Genomic DNA, 21,101 nt, shown 5'->3' on the forward strand with positions numbered 1-21,101 from the left:
ATCAGCAGAACCTAAGTCACGTTTTGGTTGAGGGCCGTTAGCGGCATTTGCTAATGTGGTGGCCGATAATATGGTGCTTAATGCTAAAGTTGCTATTAGTGTTAAATTTTTCATGATGTTTTTAATGTGGGGGTACGTAAATATTTTTTGTTTATTAAATCTCTTGTTCGTTAATGTCTTTTTTTAGTCGGCGCTGCCTAAGTCTCTTTTAAAACCGGTTGTCAGCGAGTTCACTGGTGCAATCACCATTTTGGTTTTGTTTTCATTTTTGTTTGTAGCTGATGATAATGCACCTGCACTAAGGGCTACTGTTGCTATGAGGATGAATTTTTTCATGTTGTTTTATATTTTATTGATCTTGAATAGATAAATCAGTCAGCACTTCCCAGGTCTCTTTTGTAACCGGTTGCGAATAAGTGAAGGTTAGCAAACTCAGCTTTTGGTCTTTCCTTTTTGCAGGATGAAATGACCCCGGTGAACAGAATTGCTAAAGCGATGGTGATTATCTTTTTCATGATCGTGTTATATTATCGATGTGGAACTTCCTGTATGATTTAATTGGATTTCAGTCGGCGCTTCCCAGGTCGCGTTTAAAACCTGCCGGCGTTTTGTTGAAATTGACAGCTGTTGGCTGTACGTCTTTTTTTGCCGATGATGACAAAACTGATGACGATGAGAGCACTCCGGCGCCTATGGTAAGGAGTACAAAAAACACTGCTTTTTTCATATTGATTAATTATTGTATTTAATATTCTATTTTTTAAATTAATACGATATATAATATTTATTAAAATCCGTTAAGCTTATTTAAAGCTTATCACAAATATTTTAAAAGTTTGATTTTACTCTCTGTTTTTTAAAAACTCTGTTTTTCTAAAATTTTAAAAAAGATTCTCTGTTTCGTATTTTTATACTGTTAATTATGGCGTTAAATTACTAATTTTAAATGTAATATCATCTGGATTAATTACCGGTATGGTATACAATTTATTGCACGATTTTCACATTATTTCATTTATTTGATATACAAACTGTAATTATATTGTAAATCTCAGGATATATGTTGCAATATTATTGTAATTGCCTGCAATTTATTTGAAGTGATATTGTATAGGGTGTTTTTTTATTTAATATATTGTTTTTCAGATATTTAACAATGCAAATATAAATATGTTTTTAATAGGAGTAAAAAACATATGAAAATAATTTTCCACAATGTTTTTTATTCTTAACATTAAATATAATTCAGCATTATTTTATAACTTTCACCCCAACAGAACGTAGAAGTGTTTCAATGAAAAAAATCGGCACATTTATATTATTCTTTTTATTATCGCTGTCGGTATACGCGAATGATATAATTGATGTTGCTGCAAAAGACACTAATGAGGTAATAAGCCTGAATACCAGCGCTTATTCAAACAGGCTGACAAATCCGGAGCAAACCGTTGAAGATGCCACCAGGGCGCTGAAGCTATCTACCAAACTCAATTATATTAATGGTATTGCAGAAGCTTACCGTGTTATAGGTATTGGTAAATACTACCTTGATCAGCCTGAAAAGGCTATTGAAAATTATCTGAACTCCCTTTCATATTTTACCCGCAACAATAACCTGAGGGGCGAAGCCAAGGTTTATAATAATATCGGCATCCTGTTTCGTGACCACGACTACGAACGCTCCCTTACCTATCTTAACCGATCGCTGGAGATAGCACAAAAAATAAATGATACCAAGTTGGTGGGCTCATTGTATTTAAATATAGGCAACGTTTACACGCGTAAAAATAACCTGTATATGGCGCTTAAGTTTTATGATAAAAGCTTTCCTATATTTCAGAAACTGAGCGATTCGGTAAACCTGATCCAGTGTTTGCAAAATCGTGGTGTTATTTATTTTAAACTTAAAGATTACGATAAGGCCCTGGGTTTACTGCTGGAGGCTAATACCGGTGCAAAAGCACGTGACCTGAACGAGTCAGTAGCCAGTGTTGACCTTACGCTGGCAGCGCTTTACATGACCAAAGGCGATTTTAAAAATGCGGAAAAGATGGTACGGGAGGGGACCGCTTATACACAATTAGTAAAGGACCCTAAGCTTGACTACGATTACAAATACACCACATACGAACTGGAGTACAACAAAAAGAATTTTGCCCGTGCGGTAAATTTACTAAGGGAAATATATACCCAGGATAGTGTTACCTATAAAACCAACGTATCGGCGCAAATGAACCTGGTTGAGGCCAAACGCAGGCAGGAAGAGCAACTGAAAGAAAACGAAAGGATTGCAGAACGGCAGGCTTACGACCGGTCGAAATTTTGGGCGGTAACGGTAGTTGCCGGTTTGATGCTTGTGGTAATTGGTTTGCTGATCAGCAATGTAAAACGTAAAGCCAAAACCAATGCACAGCTTACATTGCTAAACGGTGAGGTATCCCGGCAAAAAGATAACCTTGATAGGATCAATCATCATCTTGAAGAGATCATTGATGAACGTACCAAGGATCTGCAGTTAAAAAATAAAAAGCTTTCTGAGCATTCTTCATACCTGTCACATCAAATCAGGGGGCCTATAGCTACGTTACGCGGTTTGATCAACCTTGAAAAAGAAGGCCTGGTTGACCAGGCCGAATGTTTGGATATGATGGACAAATGTGTATCTGAAATTGATGAAAAGATCATCGAAATGAGCGACATGCTACATAACCCGCCAAGAGTTTAACCGGCGCCCGGTCCTCCTTCAGGTTTAACTAAAGTGTACAGGCAGGCTGGAGTGGATCTGTGCTTCTATAAGCCCCAAGTAAATACAATACCACGATATCATTTGTAAAACCAGCAGCTGCCTGTGTTTATTATAGCCCTGTGTTTCAAAAGCCAGTGTTGTTTCATCGCCGGCAGTTACAAAAAACCTTACTTCGCCTTTACTCGGTTTAAAACGTGCCCGCAGCAAATCAAACGCCTTAACTTTTAGCTTACTTTTAGGATCATGGATGATACCGTCGCTCGAGGTTTCGTTTTTTGATATGGAAATAAGATAATTTGACATACAATTTGCTTTAGTAATCTGCACGCCACAATTATTACTCCAAAATCGCTATAAAACGCTCATTATGGATAAATTAGCTAATACACCGGGAAGCTTTTTGTCTGAATTTCCTTTTGTTAAATATTGTTAACTACTATTTAATGTAGTGGGTGGAACAGGCCACTGATGCGAAGCAAACAATGTACACTATCGGTAAATTGTAATGTTTACTGCACACCTTTAGATAGCTACACTTAGATAGCCACACTGGCCTTATTGCGCAGCTCTTCATAAAGTAATATTACCTTACGTTGTAAACTGGCTATTTCTGATTCGCGGTCTATCAATTTTTTCTGTGCAAGGCTTAAACTCGACGGCTTCATATCAGTTTCGTCAGTATCAAGGGCCAGTATGTTTACCACGTTTACATCAAAAATATTGGCAATTTGTTCAAGACGCGAGAGGTTTATATCGGTTACTCCTGTTTCAATTTTTGAAAACGCAGGAATAGAGATGCCCAAACGGTTAGCCACATCTTCCTGGCTCCATCCATGCTGATGGCGTAATGCCCGGATGTTTTTACCAACGGATTTGTTTGTTTGTTTTTTAATAGTATCGCTCATATCAATTAAATATTAATTAAGGAAAGGGGATACTTATGCAATCCAAATGGTATGCCATCATTAAATTACCTTTAAATTAGTGTTATTAAGGCGATTTAATGATGGACTGTGGCGAGGCTTGGGGAATCATTTCCTCAAAGTAGGGATTTTAACTCTTGGTTTATGTTTACTGAACTATGTAAAGTTTCGCAAATTTTAATAGCAACTGCTTTTGACCAATCTCCTTAAAGAAGATTGTGGCTTTTATATCGGGCTTATTACCCTCAAGAGCGAGTACTTTGCCAAAGCCAAAACGTTCGTGTTCAACCTCCATGCCCACTTGTAAACCGGATGTATCAGAAGGTTTGAAATTGGCCGAAGGTACATGCGCCTTGGCCAGTATCGAAGTGGTTTTTACCGGTGCTGCAGCTGCCGGTTTTGGTCGCGAAAATGTGTCGGGCTGCTTATCTCTGCTCCATGCTTTACGCTCATCATCAAAAAATGGATTATTGCCCGAAGCGGGTTTGGCAGTGTAGTCGAGCTCGAGATATTTTGCGTCAATTTCGTCCAAAAAGCGGCTTGGCTCGCAATTAATCAGTGTTCCAAACTTAAAACGCGAGGTGGCGTAACTGATATGGAGCTTACTTTCGGCACGCGTAACGGCTACATAAAACAGGCGTCGCTCTTCTTCAAGATCGCTGCGTGAGTTAAGCGACATCTGCGAAGGAAAAAGGTTTTCTTCCAGTCCTACAACATAAACCTGCGGAAACTCAAGCCCTTTTGACGAGTGGATGGTCATGAGCGATACCGTATCGGCATCTTTGTTTTTGTCATTATCATCGTTGGTTAACAGGGCCACATCCTGCATGAAAATATCGAGGCCTTTTTCTTCAATATCTTCCCGCTCTGAAAACTCTTTGATCCCGTTTAAAAGCTCCTGGATATTTTCGTAACGGTTAAGCCCCTCTACCGATTTATCTTCATAAAGGTCCTTCAATAAGCCCGAATGCTGCGCGATATACAAAGCCGACTCATAGGCAGACTTGGTTTTGGTAAGCACCTGGAAGCTTTGGATCATGGTAGCAAAAGTGGACACTGCCCCCGATATTTTACCCTCGAGGTATTTGCCCGGCTCAACAATAACTTCCCAGGGCGTTATACCATGCTGATCGGCAGCTACAATGATCTTATCAACCGAGGTATCGCCAATACCGCGTTTAGGATAATTGATAACGCGTTTTAAAGCTTCTTCATCATTAGGGTTAAAGGTGAGCCTGAAATAAGCTATCAGGTCCTTAATTTCCTTACGCTGATAAAACGAAAGCCCACCATATATTTTATAGGGGATGCCCAGCTTGCGCAAAGCCTCCTCCATAGAACGCGACTGCGCATTGGTGCGGTAAAGGATAGCAAATGCCGACCATTTAAGCCCGTTTGAGCTGCGGTCTTGCATAATAGCTTCGGCTACTATTTTGCCTTCCTCGTTATCGCTGAAAGCCCGCATCACCTTGATCTTATCGCCCGATTCTTTTTCGGAGAATACATTCTTTTTAAGCTGGTCTTTATTATTGCGGATGATGCTGTTGGCTACATTCACAATGTTTTGAGTTGAGCGATAATTTTGCTCCAGCTTAAACACCTTCAGGTCCGGGTAATCCTTCTCAAAGTTTAAGATGTTTTGAATGTTGGCACCGCGGAAAGCATAGATACTTTGGGCATCATCACCTACTACGCACAGGTTTTCGTTAACAGCGGCAAGCTTTTTAACAATCAGGTACTGCGAAAAGTTGGTATCCTGATACTCATCAACCATAAGGTATTTAAACTTGTGCTGGTATTTGTTGAGCACGTCGGGGTGCAGTTTCAGGAGCTCGTTGGTTTTATACAGCAAATCGTCAAAATCCATGGCACCGGCGCGGTAGCAGCGGGTGGCATACATCTCATAGATCTTACCCATTTGCCCGCGGCCGCTCGAAAAGTCGTCGGCCTGGATCTGCTCGTTCTTGTTATATTCCTGCCACGAGATCAGGTTATTTTTTGATGCCGAGATGCGGTTAAGTACAAAGTTTACATTGTACAGCTTATCATCAAGGTTCATCTCTTTTAAAATGGCCCTTAAAACGCTCTTGCTATCGTCGGTATCGTAGATGGTAAAGTTGCTTGGATAACCGATTTTTTCGGCCTCAACTCGTAATATTTTCGCAAACACCGAGTGGAAGGTACCCATCCAAATATTTTTAGCTTCGGTACCAACAACGTGGGTAATACGCTCGCGCATTTCACGGGCGGCCTTATTGGTAAAGGTAAGTACCAGTATGTTAAATGAATCAACACCCTTGCGTATCAAATGCGCCACGCGATAGGTAATAACCCGTGTTTTGCCCGATCCTGCACCGGCAATAATCATTACCGGCCCCTCAGTTTGTTCAACCGCTGCCCTTTGTTCGGGGTTTAATCCCTGTAAGTAATCCAAAATCTTTTCCTCTTTGCTATGAGCCAGCGAAATTAAGGTTTTGGGGCGAAAGGGGAAAGTGGTTTTGTGGATTTCGGATTTTTGATTTTATAATCGCGACAGCAAAAATGATTTATAATAGCTATCAACATTTTATTATTTAAAATTGCGCCGATATATCTTAAAATGACTGAAATCTTTGATACTTACACCCATCGCCCGTTTATTTATAAGCTAATGCAGGGGCCTGCTGTTTTAATGATAGCTGCACTGATTTTAATTTTATTTGATGGTGATAACTTCAATCTGTTTGAAGATATCGTAGTCAGCATTTGTTTATTTGTCGGCTTGGCGGGTTTTTTAGTTCATTCTATGTGGAAAAACATGCCAACTTATATTAAAGACGGGGAGTTGCTTCTTCAGGAAGACCGTGTGAGCTTGAGAGAGGATATTTTTATGCTTAACGATTTGAAGATGATTGAAATAAACTGTTATAACTACGCTGGTTGGAGTAAAAGGTCAAGAAGTGATGGCTCCCGTAACAAAATTATGATAACCAAGATGAATGGGGGAATCATCAAGCAAAAGTTTGTCATAAGCTCGGTAAAAAAATCGCATAACCTCGGGATGATAATGAAGGAATGGAAACAAAATGGCTTTAAAATAATCTCTAATGGGATAGATCTTATCTAATTCCTTCCATCAATTCAAAAACCTGTTAATGGTTTTTACCAGCTTATTTATATCAAAAGGCTTGGGTACAAAGGCATCATATCCAAAATTAACCAGGGCAATAGCTTGTTCATGGTAGGCCGAGATCAGGATCACCGGGATGTGTCGGGTATCTTCGTTGCCTTTAATAAGCTGGCAAATGCGGCCGCCGTTGAGGCCGGGCAGCATATAATCGGTTAATACCAGATCGGGGTTGTACGCTTTTACAGCACCAATAATATCATCAGTACGGTCAAGACCGGTAACCTCAAAATCATGAAAGGTGAGCACTGTTTCAAGTACCCGTAAAATTTCAGCGTCATCTTCAATTATGAGTATATTTCTTGCCATAGTTAACATGCTAATTGTAATTTGCTATTAGCCTTTAATATTAAAAATAAACAAAATGTTTTATAATTAAAAATATTTCCAGTGTTTAATTGAAATTGATATGGGATTGTATTAGTAGGTATATTGCTTATTAATAGTTAGATATAATTTTTTTTTAAGGGTATTTTATTGTTTTGTAAGGCTGTATAACTTTATACTGGCCGCGATATTAAAACAACTCACAGTTAAGTAAACAGAATCGTCAAAAAAAAGCGATGAGCCCAAACACCCATCGCTTTTTGAAGTTCCCTCTAATCTCTAATCTCTAATCTCTAATCTCTAATCTCTAATCTCTAATCTCTAATCTCCTCACAAATCCGAAATCGAAAATCCAAATTCCGAAATCAAAACTACTCTCCCCTGTAAACGTTGTTTTTCAGGTCAACGTCAGGGAGTTGACGATCAGGATCTATTTCCATGCTTTTGATAGCCGATGTTGAGGGGTATTTAAATTTCCAAACACCATCGCGCTGCCAGATGTTTACCGGCAGGTGAATAGTTTCGGTTTTGCCGTTAACCTGAACAATTTTAAGATCAACAGGCATAGCCATTTTTTCATTATTGGTAAGCGTGATCAGCGCACCTTCGGCCGGGTTACCTTTGATATAGCTTACCGAACTAATGGCCTGGTCAAGCTTCCAGGTGGTGAAGAACCATGATTTCCAGAACCAGTTCAGGTCCTCGCCGCTGGCATCATTCATAGCCCTGAAAAGATCGTAAGGAAGCGGGTGCTTAAACGCCCAGTTTTTAACATACTCGCGGAAAGCATAGTCAAAGCGCTCGGGGCCAAGCACTACGTTGCGCAATATATCCAAACCTAACGCGGTTTTGGTATAATACTGACCGTAATCATTGAGACCAATGGCTTCAGGAGCGGTCATGAGCGGGTCTTTGCTGTTGCGGTAGCCGGCTAGTACATTTTGCGCCGAACCACTTTTCTCAACATATTCGCCTTTATTAAATTGTTCGGTAGCGTACTCATTAATAAAGGTGTTAAAACCTTCGTCTTGCCACATGTATTTGCGCTCGTTTGAGCCTACAATCATCGGGAACCAGTTATGGCCTATCTCATGGGTAACATCACCCCAAAGCTGTCCTTTTTTCAGGTTGCTGAGGCAAAAGATAGCGCCCGGATATTCCATGCCTAATGCCACGCCCGATACGTTAACTGCCGAATTCCAGGGATATTCAAAGTATAAGTTTGAATAGATCTCCATGCTGTTTTTCAGGTATTCGGTTGAGCGGCCCCAGCCGTCATTGCCCGAACTTTCAACCGGGTAGGCCGACATGGCAATACCCTTGCGGCCCGATGGGAAATTAACCCTTGCCGCGTCCCAGATAAAAGCGTCAGAAGCGCCCCAGGCAATATCGCGGGTATTCTGCATTTTAAAATGCCAGGTAAGCGTACCTTTAAACGGCCGGGTCGAGCCTTTGCCAACTTCACCTGCACTGATGACGGTTACCGTTTTATCGCTGTTGCGGGCTTCTGCCAGCCTTTTTTGTTGTGCTGGAGTAAGTACATCTTCAGGGTTTTGCAAATCGCCCGAGCCAACTACTATTTTGTTGGCGGGAGCAGTGATATAATAGTCAAAATCGCCGTACTCGCAATAAAACTCGCCCAGTCCCATGTAGGGCAGGGTGTTCCAGCCCTCCACATCGTCATAAACGCACATGCGCGGGTACCATTGGGCAATTTCGTAAACATAGCCCTGTTTAAACTTTTTACGGCCCATACGGTCGGCACCATAAAACGGTATCGCGAAATCGTAATTAACCTTGATCTCTATTTTTTCGCCTTTACCATCCATCGGTGTATTGAGGCGCAGCTGCATGCGGGCATCGGTTATAATAGGATCAACCTTGTAGGTTTCGCCTTTATAGGTAATCTCAACAGAAGCGATATGATAACCACCGCGACTAAATCCACGAACGTCAAACCTGTCGCCGGTGTATGGCGTTACCGCCGCTCCGCGCGAATCTGGTTTAAACAGGTTTTGATCCAGTTGCAGCCACAGATAATCCAACTTATCAGGGCTGTTATTGGTGTAGGTAATGGTTACTTCGCCGGTTATGGTAGTATCCTTGCCTTCATTAAGGGCAGCTTTGATTTGGTAATCAGCGCGGTTTTGCCAGTAATTTGGTGAGGGCTTGCCTGCAGCCGAGCGTGTCCCGCCACTGGTAACGGGCCAGGTAATTGGGCCAAAAAGGTCCTGGTGATTGTATTTTGTGGTGTCGGTAGTTTGGGCCGATGCCGGTCGCGTTAACGGCATCAGCGCCACGGCGCATAATAAATAATTCAGTTTTAAACAGTTCATCTTAAATTTTTGATAACAAGGGGGCAAATAAAGGGAAATAATTTGTGAGTTTGATAATTTTTAGGACTGAAAGGGTTGGAGATAAGTGATTTTGACTTATTGGGGGCGGAGTGTTTTGGGGTTGTTGCTTCAATAAGGAAATTATAATTATTGACTTGTCTTTAATTTAATAAAAGTATCTTTATCTATACCTAACATTATGCCCCACCTTTTTAAGTGTTTCTCATTTCTATTGTTCTTCGTTATCGAAACTGCAGTTGTAAAAGCCAATACGATTGACAAGTTGAAAACAGACAAAGATGTTTTTGATTTGCTCATAAATATTAAGGCTTTTGGCAGTAGTGACACAACAGAAGTAGTGCCTTCAGATATGTTGCTCAAAAGACTGGACTGTAATGATGTTGCTATAAATTGGAAGGTAAAGTCCTGGGAAAAAGTTGACTTCAATCATGATAAACTCACCGATTTGATAGTTACCGTAAAAGACAACAACAGGTTGTTATTCATATTTGCTGTAATTGATAGAGGGAAAGGTGGACTTAAATGTCTTGAATTGTCTAATAACCGGGGTAGTTATTGCCAATTAGTTAAGCCTATAACGGTAGACGGTATACAAATGATCGCTTATTATTCTAAAAGGTTTAGGATGATTAACCAACAGCTTGAATTGAACGAAACAGAGCAAACTGATACGCTAATTTATTTATTTGGTGGTTTTGTTGAATATAACCGCAAGCCACTTGATTATAACATCAAATCGATCTCTATAAAAGTTACTGATTCAATTAGGGTTACCAATCAGGGAAAAATATTTTATAGTCCGGGCTTGAGAAGAATGTTTCGCGATACGTTGGAAATGAATCTGGCAATTGATAGCAGCCACAATACCTACGTTAGTGATGTGCCGCTAAATAAATTGAACAATATAAAAGCGCTGATAAATTATATTAATATCAAAAAAATGAAAACAAGCTACAGCGTTTTGTGGACTGACGACGCAGAGGCCAATTTAATAGTAGAATTTGCCGATGGAACCAAAAAGAGAATAAAAGACTATGGCATGATCGGCTCATTTGGATTAACCCGTCTGTATCTTACATTACTTGATTTAAAGAATTCGTTGACGTGGAAGTTAGCCCGAAAGTAGTATTGTCCTAAAACTTTTCTAAATAAATTCCATTTAACTTACAGGTGCAATTATATCTGCATTTTTGCAGCAAACACACAGCTATATGAATCGCCTGGCCAATTCCACATCGCCCTATTTATTACAACATGCCAATAACCCGGTAAACTGGTACCCCTGGGGCAAAGAAGCCCTTGATAAAGCCAAAGCCGAAAATAAGCTTATCCTGGTAAGCATCGGCTACTCGGCCTGCCATTGGTGCCATGTTATGGAGCACGAAAGCTTTGAAGATGAAGCTGTAGCCGCCGTAATGAACGAATATTTTGTTTGTATTAAGGTTGATAGGGAAGAACGCCCCGATGTTGACCAGATTTATATGAGCGCCGTACAACTCATGAGCGGCAGGGGCGGATGGCCGTTAAACTGTATCTGCCTGCCCGATCAAAGGCCTATTTACGGTGGTACCTATTTCCGTAAAAATGATTGGACTTCGCTGCTCTTTAATCTGGCCGATTTCTACAAACAAAAGCCCGAAGAAGCCGAAGACTATGCCGTTCGCCTTACCGAGGGCATTCAAAAATATGAGTCGATAGAATTTGTAGTGGCACAGGCAGAACATACGCGGGACGATCTGCAAGCCATCGTAAGCAACTGGAAACGATATTTTGATAAGCAGGAGGGTGGCACCGGCAACGCGCCCAAATTCCCGATGCCAAATAACTGGCAGGCTTTAATGCGCTATGGCTATTTAATGAAAGATGATGAAGTAGCGGCGCAAGTGAAACTTACTTTGCATAAAATGGCTTTCGGGGGAATTTACGACCATGTTGGCGGTGGATTTGCCCGCTATTCGGTTGATGGGCACTGGCATGTACCGCATTTTGAAAAAATGCTGTATGATAACGCCCAGCTTATTAGCCTGTATGCCGAAGCTTACACCTGGCACCCGGATGAATTGTACAAACAGGTAGTTGACGAGATCATCACTTTCAGCACCCGCGAGCTGATGTCACCTGAGTATGGGTTTTATTCGGCGCTTGACGCGGATAGTGAAGGAAAGGAAGGCAAGTTCTATATTTTTACCAAAAATGAGATTGAAGAGATTTTAGGCGATGATGCCGGTTTGTTCAGTATCTACTACAATATTACGGAGGATGGCAACTGGGAAGAGGAGGAATCGAACGTATTGTTCCGGAAGGACAGCGATGAAGATCTGGCCGCAAAATTAGGGCTGCCTGTTCATGAATTGCTTGCCAAAATAGCTGCATCCCGTCAAAAAGTTTTTGAAGCACGCAGTGTACGCGTACGGCCGGGATTGGATAACAAGATCCTGGCATCGTGGAATGGCCTTATGTTAAAAGGACTGACCGATGCTTACCGCACGTTTAATAAGCCAGAGTACCTTGAGCTTGCGCTGAACAATGCCGGGTTTATTTTAAATAACCTGCTTGGCCAAAATGGCAGGTTATCACGGGTTTACAGCGCCACATCGTCACCGGATAAACCTGTAGCATTTTTAGATGATTATGCCAATATCATCGACGGGCTCATCGCTTTGTATGAAGTTACCTTCAATGAGCATTGGCTGCAGCAGGCCAGAAGCCTTGCCGATACAGCCATAGCTCATTATTATGATAAAGCAAAGGGCATTTTCTTCTTTACTGCCGACGACGATGAGCAACTGATTGCCCGCAAATCTGAAATTATGGATGGGGTGATCCCGGCCTCTAATTCGGTTATGGCACGGGTGCTTAAAAAGTTAGGCTTGCTTTTTGATAACGAAAGTTACATTGAGGTTTCGGCACAGTTATTACGCAATGTAATGCCGCAGCTGGCAAAATATGGTTCGGCCTATTCAAATTGGGTGACGCTTTTGCTGGATGAGGTGTTTGGAATAAACGAAATTGCAATAACAGGAGCCGGAGCGGAAACTTTCAGAAAGGAAATGGAAAATAATTACATCCCCAATAAAATTATGTTGGGCGGTAATACAGGAAGTTTACCTTTGCTGCAGGATAAGTTTGGTGCATCAACGCAAATTTTCATTTGTAAAGATAAAACCTGCGGATTACCTGCTAATAACCCGGCAGATGCCCTTAATGAGGTAGAAGCCAGATTTTACAACTAAAAACAATTTACAATGAAGATTGCACCACAACACGTAGTATCATTAACCTACGATTTGTACGTAGACCGTGAAAACACCGGTACCGAAACTTTGGTAGAAAGTACCACCCAGGAACAGCCGCTTACCTTTTTATTTGGTGCAGGACAGATGCTGCCTAAATTTGAGGATAACCTGAGCACACTTTCAACAGGTGATACCTACGAGTTTCGCTTATCTCCCGAAGATGCCTATGGCGTATATGATGAAGAAGCAGTAGCTAACCTGCCTAAAGAAATGTTCCAGGGTACTGAACTGCCTGAAATTGGCAGCATTTTGCCTTTACAGGATAACCAGGGCCACCGTTTCCAGGCTATGGTAGTTTCAATTGCCGAAGATGCCGTTATTGTTGATCTTAACCACCCGATGGCCGGTCAGGAACTGCACTTTAAAGGTAATATCCTTAACGTACGCCCTGCAACAGCCGAAGAGTTATCGCACGGCCACGCGCACGGCCCGGATGGTCATCACGCTCACTAAGCCCCACCCAACCCTCCCCTAAAGGGAGAGGGCTTTAAATAAAAAGGTTCATTTTGGATAATGCAAAATGAACCTTTTTTATTTTGTTGCTATTAAAGTTTCCCCTTCCGGCGGAGATTTAGAGGGGGCTTGCCTGCTTAATAGAATTCCAGCCCCCCGTCGTTTCTGAATGCGCACTTAATAAGCACACGGCAACCAACTGCTTCGCCGTTTACAGTAGCCGGTACAAAGATTTTATCGGCAGGGTCGGGTACGTCAATGCTCATATTAAAGGTTTTTTTGTACGAACCGCTGTATACATGTACCTTGAATGATGCAAGCCTCCCCAGCGGACTAATCAACAACTCCACTGCACCAAACGATACATTTGGATTAAGGTTCATTAAATCGGGCGGAAGCTTAAAGAGGTTCAGATAGGGGAGGTATCCAAAAAATCTGCCGCCTACTTTAAGTGGTTTGGTTGTTTTGGCCGAATCATTAAGTTTTACATCAACAAAATACTGCAGGTTTGAAGTACTGTCTTCAGGTGCTTCATAGGTGATCTGGTTGGTCCTGTAGTCGAAATTTTGTACCAGGTGTCCGCGGTTGTCGAAAAAGTGCCAAACGCCGGTCCGTTTATCATTATCATAGTAACCGCTGGCCAGGGCATAGTTTTTTTGATAAAGGGCCTGGTATAGCCCCTGCCTTATGCCTCTGTTCGTTTTAAGCACGTTAAACCGTTCAACTACCGAATCGGTGAGGCGACGTTTTACAACAACGGTTTCCGGGGCAGTTTTTGCAGCGGCAGCATCCTTGGTTTGCGCAAATGTGCTGCCGATAAATATTATCGATATAAAGGTTAAAATAAGCTTTCTCAATGCAGGAATATAGATTGTTGTAAATATATAACAGCGGCTCACGTATCTCCAAAAAAAGCGGGATACAAATTATCCCCTGCCTCCGCGCCGACCGCCGCCAAAGCCACCAAAGCCCTTGCCGCCGCCGTTACGCCCGCCCTGTGGACGGCTGCCGCTAAATTTTTGAAGCCGGAGCGTAAAGCTGAGCATAAAATACCTGCCCAGCCGGTTGGTACGTGTATCAATGATCTGGTTGCCTACAGCGGTACGGGTAATGCCTTTGTTCTGGTCAAAAATATCAAAAGCCTGGAACCTAAGCGAGGCTATATGTTTGTTTAAAAACTGGTATTCCAGGTAGCTGCTCAGCAGGGTAGGGTTCGCTTTTACGGTACTGCTGAAACCGTGATTGATGGTTTGAGTTAAACTGTAACCAAGCACCCAACTGTAAAAAAAGTAATTACGGCCGTCGAGCCCTAATGTCCAGGTTTGGGCATCGGTATTTAATGAAGATGGCAGGCTGTAACGGGTAGTATTAATGCTGTAATTGGCGCTGATCTCGCTATCCATAATGCTGTCAAGATCAACCCTTAGCTTAACGCCCTGGTTAAGCACCCAGTTTTTACCCTCATTGCGCTGATTCTCAATATATGAAATATTGTTGTTGTAGCTTGCACCGCCGTTTAAGGATACGGTGTACTTGCGTTCGGCGAATGGTTTTGAAAAGGAATAGTTGCCGTTTACATTATAAAAACCATTGGTGTTAATATAGCGGGTTGCCTGTATGGTATTGTTGCCTTTTGTGCTTTGGGTGCTATCGGTAACAGGGGTCGAATTGGTAACTATTTTATCCTGGGTTTCGGCAAATGATAAACTGGCGAACAGTGAATTGCCGCTGGCAATGTCAAACTGGTTATAACGCACATTAAAGCTGTTGGTAAATTCGGGTTTCAGATCAGGGTTGCCATAAACCCTGTTTTGGGGGTTTGAATAATCGGGCTGAAGTTGCAGCTGGCTAAATGATGGCTGGGCATTTGAGCCGCTATAGTTGAACGAGAATGAATGGTTTTTTGAAAAGTTATAGATAAATCTTGCCGTAGGGATGATATTAAAGGTAGATGTGGAGGTATGAAAATTGTGCGATTCCCCGTCAAGTTTTGAAGGCTGAACAGCCAGGCCCAGCGTATAATTATATTTAGGTTGTATCCCGCGAAGGTTTAAACCGATACGATTGGTGATGAACTGGTAGTTATACAATGTACTCAATGAATCAACGTAGGTTTGATTGCCTGTTACAGGATCAACCCGGTAGTTGTAGCGGTTATTATCGGTATTTGAATAATTATAACTGTAATTGCTTTCCAGGTAAGTTGTTTTGCCAACAGGTTCGATGTATGAAAAATGCACGCTTACCCTTTGCGATTGATTATCAGAGTTGATCTGCTGAAACAATGGCGTTACCACGGTATCCTGCCGGGTGGTGTATTTATCGTTCAGGCCCTGATCGTTTTTAGAATAGCTTACATTGGCATTGACGCTGAAATTCCGTCCTTTTTTGTGGAACTTGTGGTTATAAAGTACATTAAGGCTGCCTGTTTGTGATGAGTTATTGGTGAGTGCCAGCTCATTGCCTGTAACTAAACTTTGGTTACGGGTATTGCTGAAGGTATCGGTACTCATGTTTTCGGCGGTGGCATATGAAAAACCCGGGTTTATTTTGATATAGTTAGACGTATCAATTTTGTACTCGATATTGAAATCAAAGCGATGGTTGATACCATGGTTATGGTTAGTGCTGTTGTCCATATTGATGATATTACCCGATTGATAAAGGTTTTGCTGCAAGGTTGTGCTGTTAATATCCCTGTCTTTATCGGCAAAACTATAGCTGCCATACACGGTAACTTTTTTGCTCCAGTCATCGCGGTAATTGGTACCTATGGAGCGGTTGGTAGTAATACCATTGGCGGTACTCACCCCGCCCGCGCTGCTGCCGCCTCCGCCACCTCCTCGTCCGGCCCGACCGCCGCCGCCACCGCTGCTGCCAAGGTTGAAGCTATTGGTGTTATTGTTATTCCAGGTGCCTATAACTGCCAGTTGCCTTGCATCATAAAATGAATTGGCCGAAAGACGGGCCTGATACCGGTCGTCATTACCAACGCCAACGCTGCCCTGGCCAAAATTACCTTTACTTTTTCCCTTTTGTATGGTGATGTTCAGGATCTTGTCCGGGTCGCCGGTTTTGATGCCGGTAAGGTTGGCCTGGTCGCCGTAATCGTCAATCACCTGTATGTTTTCCACAATATCGGCAGGCAGGTTCTGGGTGGCGGTTTGTACATCGCCGGTAAAATAATCCTTACCATTAACCCGCACCTTGGTAACCTGTTTGCCATGCGCGGTTACATTGCCGTCTTTATCAACACTTACGCCGGGCAGTTTTTTAAGTAAGTCTTCCACCGGCGATCCTTCCCGTACCTTATAGGCGCTGGCCTTATATTCTACGGTATCCTCCTTAATCGTGATAGGGATCACTGCCGAAACAACTACCGTATTTAGCATATTGGTTTGTACCTTTACTTTGATGGGGTCGAGGTTAATGGGTTTGGTATCGTTATCCATTACATAACGGCGGGTAAAGGGCTGGTAACCGATACCGCTGATGGTGAGTTTAAAGTTTTTGGAGGCAACGGCGGGGAAATAAAATGCCCCGGCAGTGCTGGTTGCTACCACTACGCTGTCTTTGTCGGATATCAGTTTTACCGTAATTCCGGGTATGGCGCCCACGCTGTCAACTACCGTACCACGCACTTCGCGGGCTTGCTGGGCATAGGCAGTTGATAAAAAAAGAATACCGATAAACGCGAGCAGTAAGTGTTTTTTCATAGTTTAGGGTCAATTTAGGTTATTGACCATTAAAGTTTAACGAAGGTTTAACTATTTAACCCTATGTAATACTAATGTTGCATATATTGTATTTTAGTGCTTAACCTTATACTATATTACCATATATTATGAACCCCCTACCTGATATAGACGGCTATAAAAGCGTGGCATTTTCGCAGGCCACCATTACCGAACTGATGATCCCTTCGTATTCTAATTTTGGCGGAAAGATCCATGGAGGGATCTTGCTTTCGCTAATGGACAAGGTAGCCTATGTATGTGCTGCCAAACACGCCGGTAATTATTGTGTAACAGCATCTATCGACACGGTGGATTTTTTACAGCCCGTGGAAGTAGGGGAACTGGTATCACTCATGGCATCGGTAAACTATGTAGGTAATACTTCGCTGGTGGTAGGGATCCGGGTGATATCTGAAAATATCAAAAACCATTCGGTAAAACACACCAATACCAGCTATTTTACTATGGTAGCTAAAGATGATTTTAACAAGCCGGCCAAAGTGCCCGGCCTGGTTCTGGAAAACCGGGAGCAGGTAAGGCGTTTTATTGAAGCCCGCCGCCGTAAAGAGATTAAGCAGAGTTATATGAAAGAGGTTGAACAAATTCAAATGCCCGATAATTATGAGAACTGTATTGAACTGCTGCAGGGCGAGCGGTGCATTGTTGCCGGATAGCTATTGCCCATATTAAGTTTATTATTAGATTGCAGTCTGAAACTGTTAGCGAATGACAAGGCCCCTTGGTTTATTATTGCTGTTATTGATGCATAGTACTGTTTATGCGCAAAAAACAAGCGGAATTGAGCCGGAAAAATCGCCGGCGCTAATTAAAACCATCGACAGCCTTAACAAATTGGTTGAGGAAACCTATGTTAGTGCTCCCTACGAGGCAAGGGTAAGTGCTGAACATGCCTTGCTGCTTTCGGAAAAAATAAAATATAATGAAGGTACGGGCGCCGCTTTTTTAAATTTAGGGCATGTGTACTGGTCGCAGTCATACTATCCTATCAGTTTGTTTTATTTTAATTCGGCTTTAAATTATCTGCCCAAAAACAAGCCGCTGTTACTGGCCCACTGTTATAGTTCTATCGGCAGGGCTTATACAGATTTGCAAAACTATAGCAAGGCTATAAAAAATTTAGACATCGCCGCCCGCTTTGCTGGCCATGATCCTAAAATGCTTGCCGAAGTTTATAACGAACGTTCATTTATTTACGCCAGGCTTAAACAATATGATAAAGGCATTACTCTTGCCAAACTTGCTATGCAGCTTAGCCGTACGGTAAATGACCAGCCCGCAATATGTATATTATATAGCCGGCTGGCTAATGCTAATCGGTTAAAGGGACAATATCAACAGGCCGTAGCTTATTCAGACACTGCCCTGCAAATGAGTTATATTGTTAATAACAGGCGTTTAAGAGCTATCTCATTTATTGAACGTGCTGTTATTTATAATTCGTTAAACCAGTTCGACAAAGCCATTAACCTTGCAAAAAAAGGTGCTGCTTTATCCGATAGCATCGGTGTTATGGATGGCATTTCGTCGGCTTATAAAACCATGGCCTATAGCTTTGAGCAAAAGCGCGATATGGTGCAGTCGTTAGCCTATCAAAAAAAATATACCCAGGCGCTTGATAGCCTTAGTGCTGCCAATAAGCGTAAAAGTACGGAGCTCATACAGAGTTATTTTGAGCTCAACAGCCGTCTTAATGCTATTGCCGCGGTTGAGGAAAAGGCAGGGCAATACCGCGAAAAAATTCATTTGCAAAAGGTTATAATCATTACACTGCTTATTTCATTGCTGGTTGTAATATTGGCTTTGTCGGTTACCTATTACCTTTATAAACAAAAGCGGGTTTTAAATAACCGAATGCGCAAGCAGCATAAAGCCTTATTAATTCAAAAAGAACTGATAGAAGACCAATCGGCAAACCTGGCAAATATTAATAATCTTAAAGATAAGTTACTGGCTGTAATAGGGCATGATCTGCGCACACCGCTCGCTAATCTGAATTCTATATTACGTTTATACAACACCCGTGTTTTAAGCGATGATGAAGTTCAGGACTTGATGAAGGAAATAGAACCGGTAGTACAGGGTGCCGAATTAACCCTTTCAAACCTGCTTGAATGGGCAGGCAGCCAGATTAAGGGAATTAATCATGAGCCATCAGCGGTCGACATTTATTTAGTTGGTAATGAAATCGACAGGATCTTTGGTTACCTTTTTCAGCAAAAAAATATCAGGTTTGAAAACATGGCTTTACCCGGGATGTGTGTACAGGCCGATGAAAGGCATGTAAAAGTAGTTTTAAGTAACCTCGTTAGCAATGCTATTAAGTTTACGGGCAATTACGGCATAATTAGTTTATTAAGCACAGTTGACGAAGGCATGTTGGTGATTAGTGTTAACGATACCGGCAACGGTATTCCTGCAGAAAAACTTAGCAAGTTATTTAGCCTTAATACGAAATACACAGCCACAGGCACTTCCGGCGAGAAAGGCACCGGCATTGGCTTGTTTTTATGCAAGGAGCTTATTGAGTTTAACGGCGGCAGGCTTTGGGTAAATTCAGAATTAAACAGGGGCAGCACCTTCAGCTTTAGTCTTCCTTTGGTAACGGATTAAGTTTTCCTCAAAAATTATTCCTATTTAAAATTAGCGGTTTGCTATACGATTAATGCTTATTAAGTAATATGTAGCTGATATTAACTTTTATAATTTCTTATAAAGAAATTTAATTATTTTGAAAAAGTTTTAATCATTTGTTGGGTAATTTAAATCTATTTATCCCGTTGTTACGTATAAGCAGTAAGTACTTTTTACTATATTGTGACAATTATAAAAATTCTCCGACAATTTTAACTAATCTCCCAAACACTTAATGGCATTTTTAAACACTGTGCTCGAACCACCTGCATATGGTTGGACAGATGGACTTGGCAACCTCTCAAAACCTACTAACACACAAATTGTAAAAGAATTTTTTAAACGGCTAAATGTATTCAGGGATAAAAAAAACTGGCTTTCGTTTTTAAGCTGGTCGCTGGTGCTGACTTTAGTGCCGTTCCTGGGGCTGTTCATCTTTAAATATTTCAGTATCACCGGGCTTATTGTTGCCTTCGTATACAGTATGATTATTATGGGTACCCATGGTACAATCTGGCACCACCGGTATTGCACTCACGGAGCTTACACCTTTAAAAATAAATTCTGGCGGTTTTTTACTCAAAACCTTACGCTTAAAATTATCCCTGAAGAAATCTACGCTGTATCGCACCATGTGCACCATGCGTTATCTGATCAACCCGGCGATCCTTACAATGCACAAGGCGGTTTTATGTATTGCTTTTTAGCTGATGTTAACCACCAGCCAATAGCACGAAACATGGACGAAGCCACTTACAAAAAATGTGTTAACCTGATGAAACATACAGGGGTAAATACAAATACTTACAAGCAGTATCAAAAATGGGGCACCCTGGCTAATCCAACCCGCACCATCATTGGTATTATACTGAACTGGGGCTTTTGGTTTATGGCTTTCTACCTTTTAGGCGGACCGGCATTGGCTTGTGCTGTATTTGGCTCTGCCGGTATTTGGGCAGTTGGCGTACGTACATTTAACTACGAAGGTCATGGTAAAGGAAAAGATATGCGCCGTGAAGGTATCGACCATAACCGCGAGGATATGTCAATCAATCAGTTGTGGCCGGGTTATGTAGCAGGTGAGTGGCATAATAACCACCATTTATATCCTAAAAGCGCCCGCTCTGGCTTTAAACCATATCAGTTTGATTTGGCCTGGTGTTATATTAAAATGATGAGTATGCTGGGAGCTGTAAGCTCATACCGCGATTCAAAAGCTGATTTTTTGAAGGAATATTGTACGCCGGTACCGGTAGTAGCGCCAGCGGCTATACCAGTTGCTGAAATATTGGTAGCGGCGGAATAAGCTGTTATTAAATACATTAAAAGGCCATAGCAAGATAAGTGCTGTGGCCTTTTTGTTTGGTTTGCCGCCACTTTGGCTGCTGTTAGTATTGTCATCGTCATCTTGTGGAAAGAAGAAAAGGCGTGGGATTGTGCGATT

18 protein-coding genes are annotated in these 21,101 nt (G+C 41.8%); 8 read left to right on the forward strand and 10 right to left on the reverse strand.

Translation table 11 applies throughout. The features are described from left to right. Positions 1-183 precede the first annotated feature (183 nt). Genes BLP33_RS27325 through BLP33_RS27335 form a run of 3 tightly spaced genes read right to left on the reverse strand, consistent with a single transcriptional unit; the run spans position 184 to position 727 of the window. The gene (locus BLP33_RS27325; protein WP_167516176.1) at positions 184-336 is read right to left on the reverse strand and encodes a hypothetical protein; all 153 of its coding nucleotides are present in this window, start codon (positions 334-336) and stop codon (positions 184-186) included. Positions 337-371: 35 nt separating this feature from the next. Next, entirely contained in the window at positions 372-515 is a 144-nt protein-coding gene (locus BLP33_RS27330; protein ID WP_175489904.1) for a hypothetical protein, read from the reverse strand. A gap of 50 nt (positions 516-565) precedes the next feature. Next, on the reverse strand, positions 566-727 hold the full coding sequence (locus tag BLP33_RS27335) for a hypothetical protein (protein WP_175489905.1): 162 nt from the start codon (positions 725-727) through the stop codon (positions 566-568). Positions 728-1,294: 567 nt separating this feature from the next. Here BLP33_RS27335 and BLP33_RS02515 point away from each other — a divergent pair. Further along, positions 1,295-2,725, forward strand: coding sequence for a tetratricopeptide repeat protein (locus BLP33_RS02515; protein ID WP_090524554.1), 1,431 nt, complete (start codon positions 1,295-1,297; stop codon positions 2,723-2,725). Positions 2,726-2,749: 24 nt separating this feature from the next. Here the strand turns inward: BLP33_RS02515 and BLP33_RS02520 are convergent, their stop codons facing one another. From BLP33_RS02520 to BLP33_RS02530, 3 genes are all read right to left on the reverse strand, one after another. Beyond that, the gene (locus BLP33_RS02520) at positions 2,750-3,049 is read right to left on the reverse strand and encodes a hypothetical protein (protein WP_090524556.1); all 300 of its coding nucleotides are present in this window, start codon (positions 3,047-3,049) and stop codon (positions 2,750-2,752) included. 233 nt (positions 3,050-3,282) lie between these two features. Then, positions 3,283-3,651 carry a helix-turn-helix domain-containing protein gene (locus BLP33_RS02525; RefSeq protein ID WP_090524558.1) on the reverse strand — a complete coding sequence of 123 codons (369 nt, stop codon included), beginning with the start codon at positions 3,649-3,651 and terminating at the stop codon, positions 3,283-3,285. Between the two features lie 166 nt (positions 3,652-3,817). Next, on the reverse strand, positions 3,818-6,103 hold the full coding sequence (locus tag BLP33_RS02530; protein WP_090524560.1) for an ATP-dependent helicase: 2,286 nt from the start codon (positions 6,101-6,103) through the stop codon (positions 3,818-3,820). Between the two features lie 165 nt (positions 6,104-6,268). Between BLP33_RS02530 and BLP33_RS02535 the strand changes: the two genes are divergently transcribed. Continuing rightward, complete coding sequence (locus BLP33_RS02535; protein WP_090524562.1) at positions 6,269-6,775, forward strand: hypothetical protein; 507 nt, start codon at positions 6,269-6,271, stop codon at positions 6,773-6,775. Between the two features lie 9 nt (positions 6,776-6,784). Here the strand turns inward: BLP33_RS02535 and BLP33_RS02540 are convergent, their stop codons facing one another. After that, positions 6,785-7,144 carry a response regulator gene (locus BLP33_RS02540; protein ID WP_167516173.1) on the reverse strand — a complete coding sequence of 120 codons (360 nt, stop codon included), beginning with the start codon at positions 7,142-7,144 and terminating at the stop codon, positions 6,785-6,787. 389 nt (positions 7,145-7,533) lie between these two features. Further along, positions 7,534-9,498 (reverse strand): M1 family metallopeptidase, encoded by a 1,965-nt coding sequence (locus BLP33_RS02545; RefSeq protein WP_090524566.1) that lies wholly within the window; start codon positions 9,496-9,498, stop codon positions 7,534-7,536. Between the two features lie 199 nt (positions 9,499-9,697). Here BLP33_RS02545 and BLP33_RS02550 point away from each other — a divergent pair, with 199 nt between their 5' ends. The 3 genes from BLP33_RS02550 (at position 9,698) to BLP33_RS02560 (ending at position 13,268) form a co-directional block, all read left to right on the forward strand. Then, complete coding sequence (locus BLP33_RS02550; protein WP_090524568.1) at positions 9,698-10,645, forward strand: DUF6438 domain-containing protein; 948 nt, start codon at positions 9,698-9,700, stop codon at positions 10,643-10,645. 85 nt (positions 10,646-10,730) lie between these two features. Next, positions 10,731-12,752, forward strand: a complete 2,022-nt coding sequence (locus BLP33_RS02555) for a thioredoxin domain-containing protein (protein WP_090524569.1) — start codon at positions 10,731-10,733, stop codon at positions 12,750-12,752. A 12-nt stretch (positions 12,753-12,764) separates the two neighbouring features. After that, complete coding sequence (locus BLP33_RS02560; RefSeq protein WP_090524571.1) at positions 12,765-13,268, forward strand: FKBP-type peptidyl-prolyl cis-trans isomerase; 504 nt, start codon at positions 12,765-12,767, stop codon at positions 13,266-13,268. 137 nt (positions 13,269-13,405) lie between these two features. Here BLP33_RS02560 and BLP33_RS02565 read toward each other — a convergent pair whose 3' ends face one another. Further along, positions 13,406-14,125: a toxin-antitoxin system YwqK family antitoxin gene (locus BLP33_RS02565; protein WP_139159913.1), complete on the reverse strand. Its 720-nt coding sequence runs from the start codon at positions 14,123-14,125 to the stop codon at positions 13,406-13,408. Between the two features lie 69 nt (positions 14,126-14,194). Then, positions 14,195-16,984 carry a TonB-dependent receptor gene (locus BLP33_RS02570; protein ID WP_090524576.1) on the reverse strand — a complete coding sequence of 930 codons (2,790 nt, stop codon included), beginning with the start codon at positions 16,982-16,984 and terminating at the stop codon, positions 14,195-14,197. 128 nt (positions 16,985-17,112) lie between these two features. Between BLP33_RS02570 and BLP33_RS02575 the strand changes: the two genes are divergently transcribed. From BLP33_RS02575 to BLP33_RS02585, 3 genes are all read left to right on the forward strand, one after another. Next, the gene (locus BLP33_RS02575) at positions 17,113-17,679 is read left to right on the forward strand and encodes an acyl-CoA thioesterase (protein ID WP_090524579.1); all 567 of its coding nucleotides are present in this window, start codon (positions 17,113-17,115) and stop codon (positions 17,677-17,679) included. 52 nt (positions 17,680-17,731) lie between these two features. Further along, positions 17,732-19,636 (forward strand): tetratricopeptide repeat-containing sensor histidine kinase, encoded by a 1,905-nt coding sequence (locus BLP33_RS02580; protein WP_090524580.1) that lies wholly within the window; start codon positions 17,732-17,734, stop codon positions 19,634-19,636. Between the two features lie 256 nt (positions 19,637-19,892). Further along, positions 19,893-20,963 (forward strand): fatty acid desaturase, encoded by a 1,071-nt coding sequence (locus tag BLP33_RS02585; RefSeq protein WP_090524582.1) that lies wholly within the window; start codon positions 19,893-19,895, stop codon positions 20,961-20,963. Positions 20,964-21,101 lie beyond the last annotated feature (138 nt).

Origin of the sequence: Mucilaginibacter sp. NFR10 (genome assembly GCF_900100445.1) — a bacterium.
Lineage (GTDB): Bacteria > Bacteroidota > Bacteroidia > Sphingobacteriales > Sphingobacteriaceae > Mucilaginibacter > Mucilaginibacter rubeus.

Bases quoted from the DNA above. Each gene is read 5' to 3' on its own strand.
- BLP33_RS27325 (WP_167516176.1), bottom strand. From the start codon at position 336: ATGAAAAAATTCATCCTCATAGCAACAGTAGCCCTTAGTGCAGGTGCA.
- BLP33_RS27330 (WP_175489904.1), bottom strand. From the start codon at position 515: ATGAAAAAGATAATCACCATCGCTTTAGCAATTCTGTTCACCGGGGTC.
- BLP33_RS27335 (WP_175489905.1), bottom strand. From the start codon at position 727: ATGAAAAAAGCAGTGTTTTTTGTACTCCTTACCATAGGCGCCGGAGTG.
- BLP33_RS02515 (WP_090524554.1), top strand. From the start codon at position 1,295: ATGAAAAAAATCGGCACATTTATATTATTCTTTTTATTATCGCTGTCG.
- BLP33_RS02520 (WP_090524556.1), bottom strand. From the start codon at position 3,049: ATGTCAAATTATCTTATTTCCATATCAAAAAACGAAACCTCGAGCGAC.
- BLP33_RS02525 (WP_090524558.1), bottom strand. From the start codon at position 3,651: ATGAGCGATACTATTAAAAAACAAACAAACAAATCCGTTGGTAAAAAC.
- BLP33_RS02535 (WP_090524562.1), top strand. From the start codon at position 6,269: ATGACTGAAATCTTTGATACTTACACCCATCGCCCGTTTATTTATAAG.
- BLP33_RS02540 (WP_167516173.1), bottom strand. From the start codon at position 7,144: ATGGCAAGAAATATACTCATAATTGAAGATGACGCTGAAATTTTACGG.
- BLP33_RS02545 (WP_090524566.1), bottom strand. From the start codon at position 9,498: ATGAACTGTTTAAAACTGAATTATTTATTATGCGCCGTGGCGCTGATG.
- BLP33_RS02550 (WP_090524568.1), top strand. From the start codon at position 9,698: ATGCCCCACCTTTTTAAGTGTTTCTCATTTCTATTGTTCTTCGTTATC.
- BLP33_RS02555 (WP_090524569.1), top strand. From the start codon at position 10,731: ATGAATCGCCTGGCCAATTCCACATCGCCCTATTTATTACAACATGCC.
- BLP33_RS02560 (WP_090524571.1), top strand. From the start codon at position 12,765: ATGAAGATTGCACCACAACACGTAGTATCATTAACCTACGATTTGTAC.
- BLP33_RS02570 (WP_090524576.1), bottom strand. From the start codon at position 16,984: ATGAAAAAACACTTACTGCTCGCGTTTATCGGTATTCTTTTTTTATCA.
- BLP33_RS02575 (WP_090524579.1), top strand. From the start codon at position 17,113: ATGAACCCCCTACCTGATATAGACGGCTATAAAAGCGTGGCATTTTCG.
- BLP33_RS02580 (WP_090524580.1), top strand. From the start codon at position 17,732: ATGACAAGGCCCCTTGGTTTATTATTGCTGTTATTGATGCATAGTACT.
- BLP33_RS02585 (WP_090524582.1), top strand. From the start codon at position 19,893: ATGGCATTTTTAAACACTGTGCTCGAACCACCTGCATATGGTTGGACA.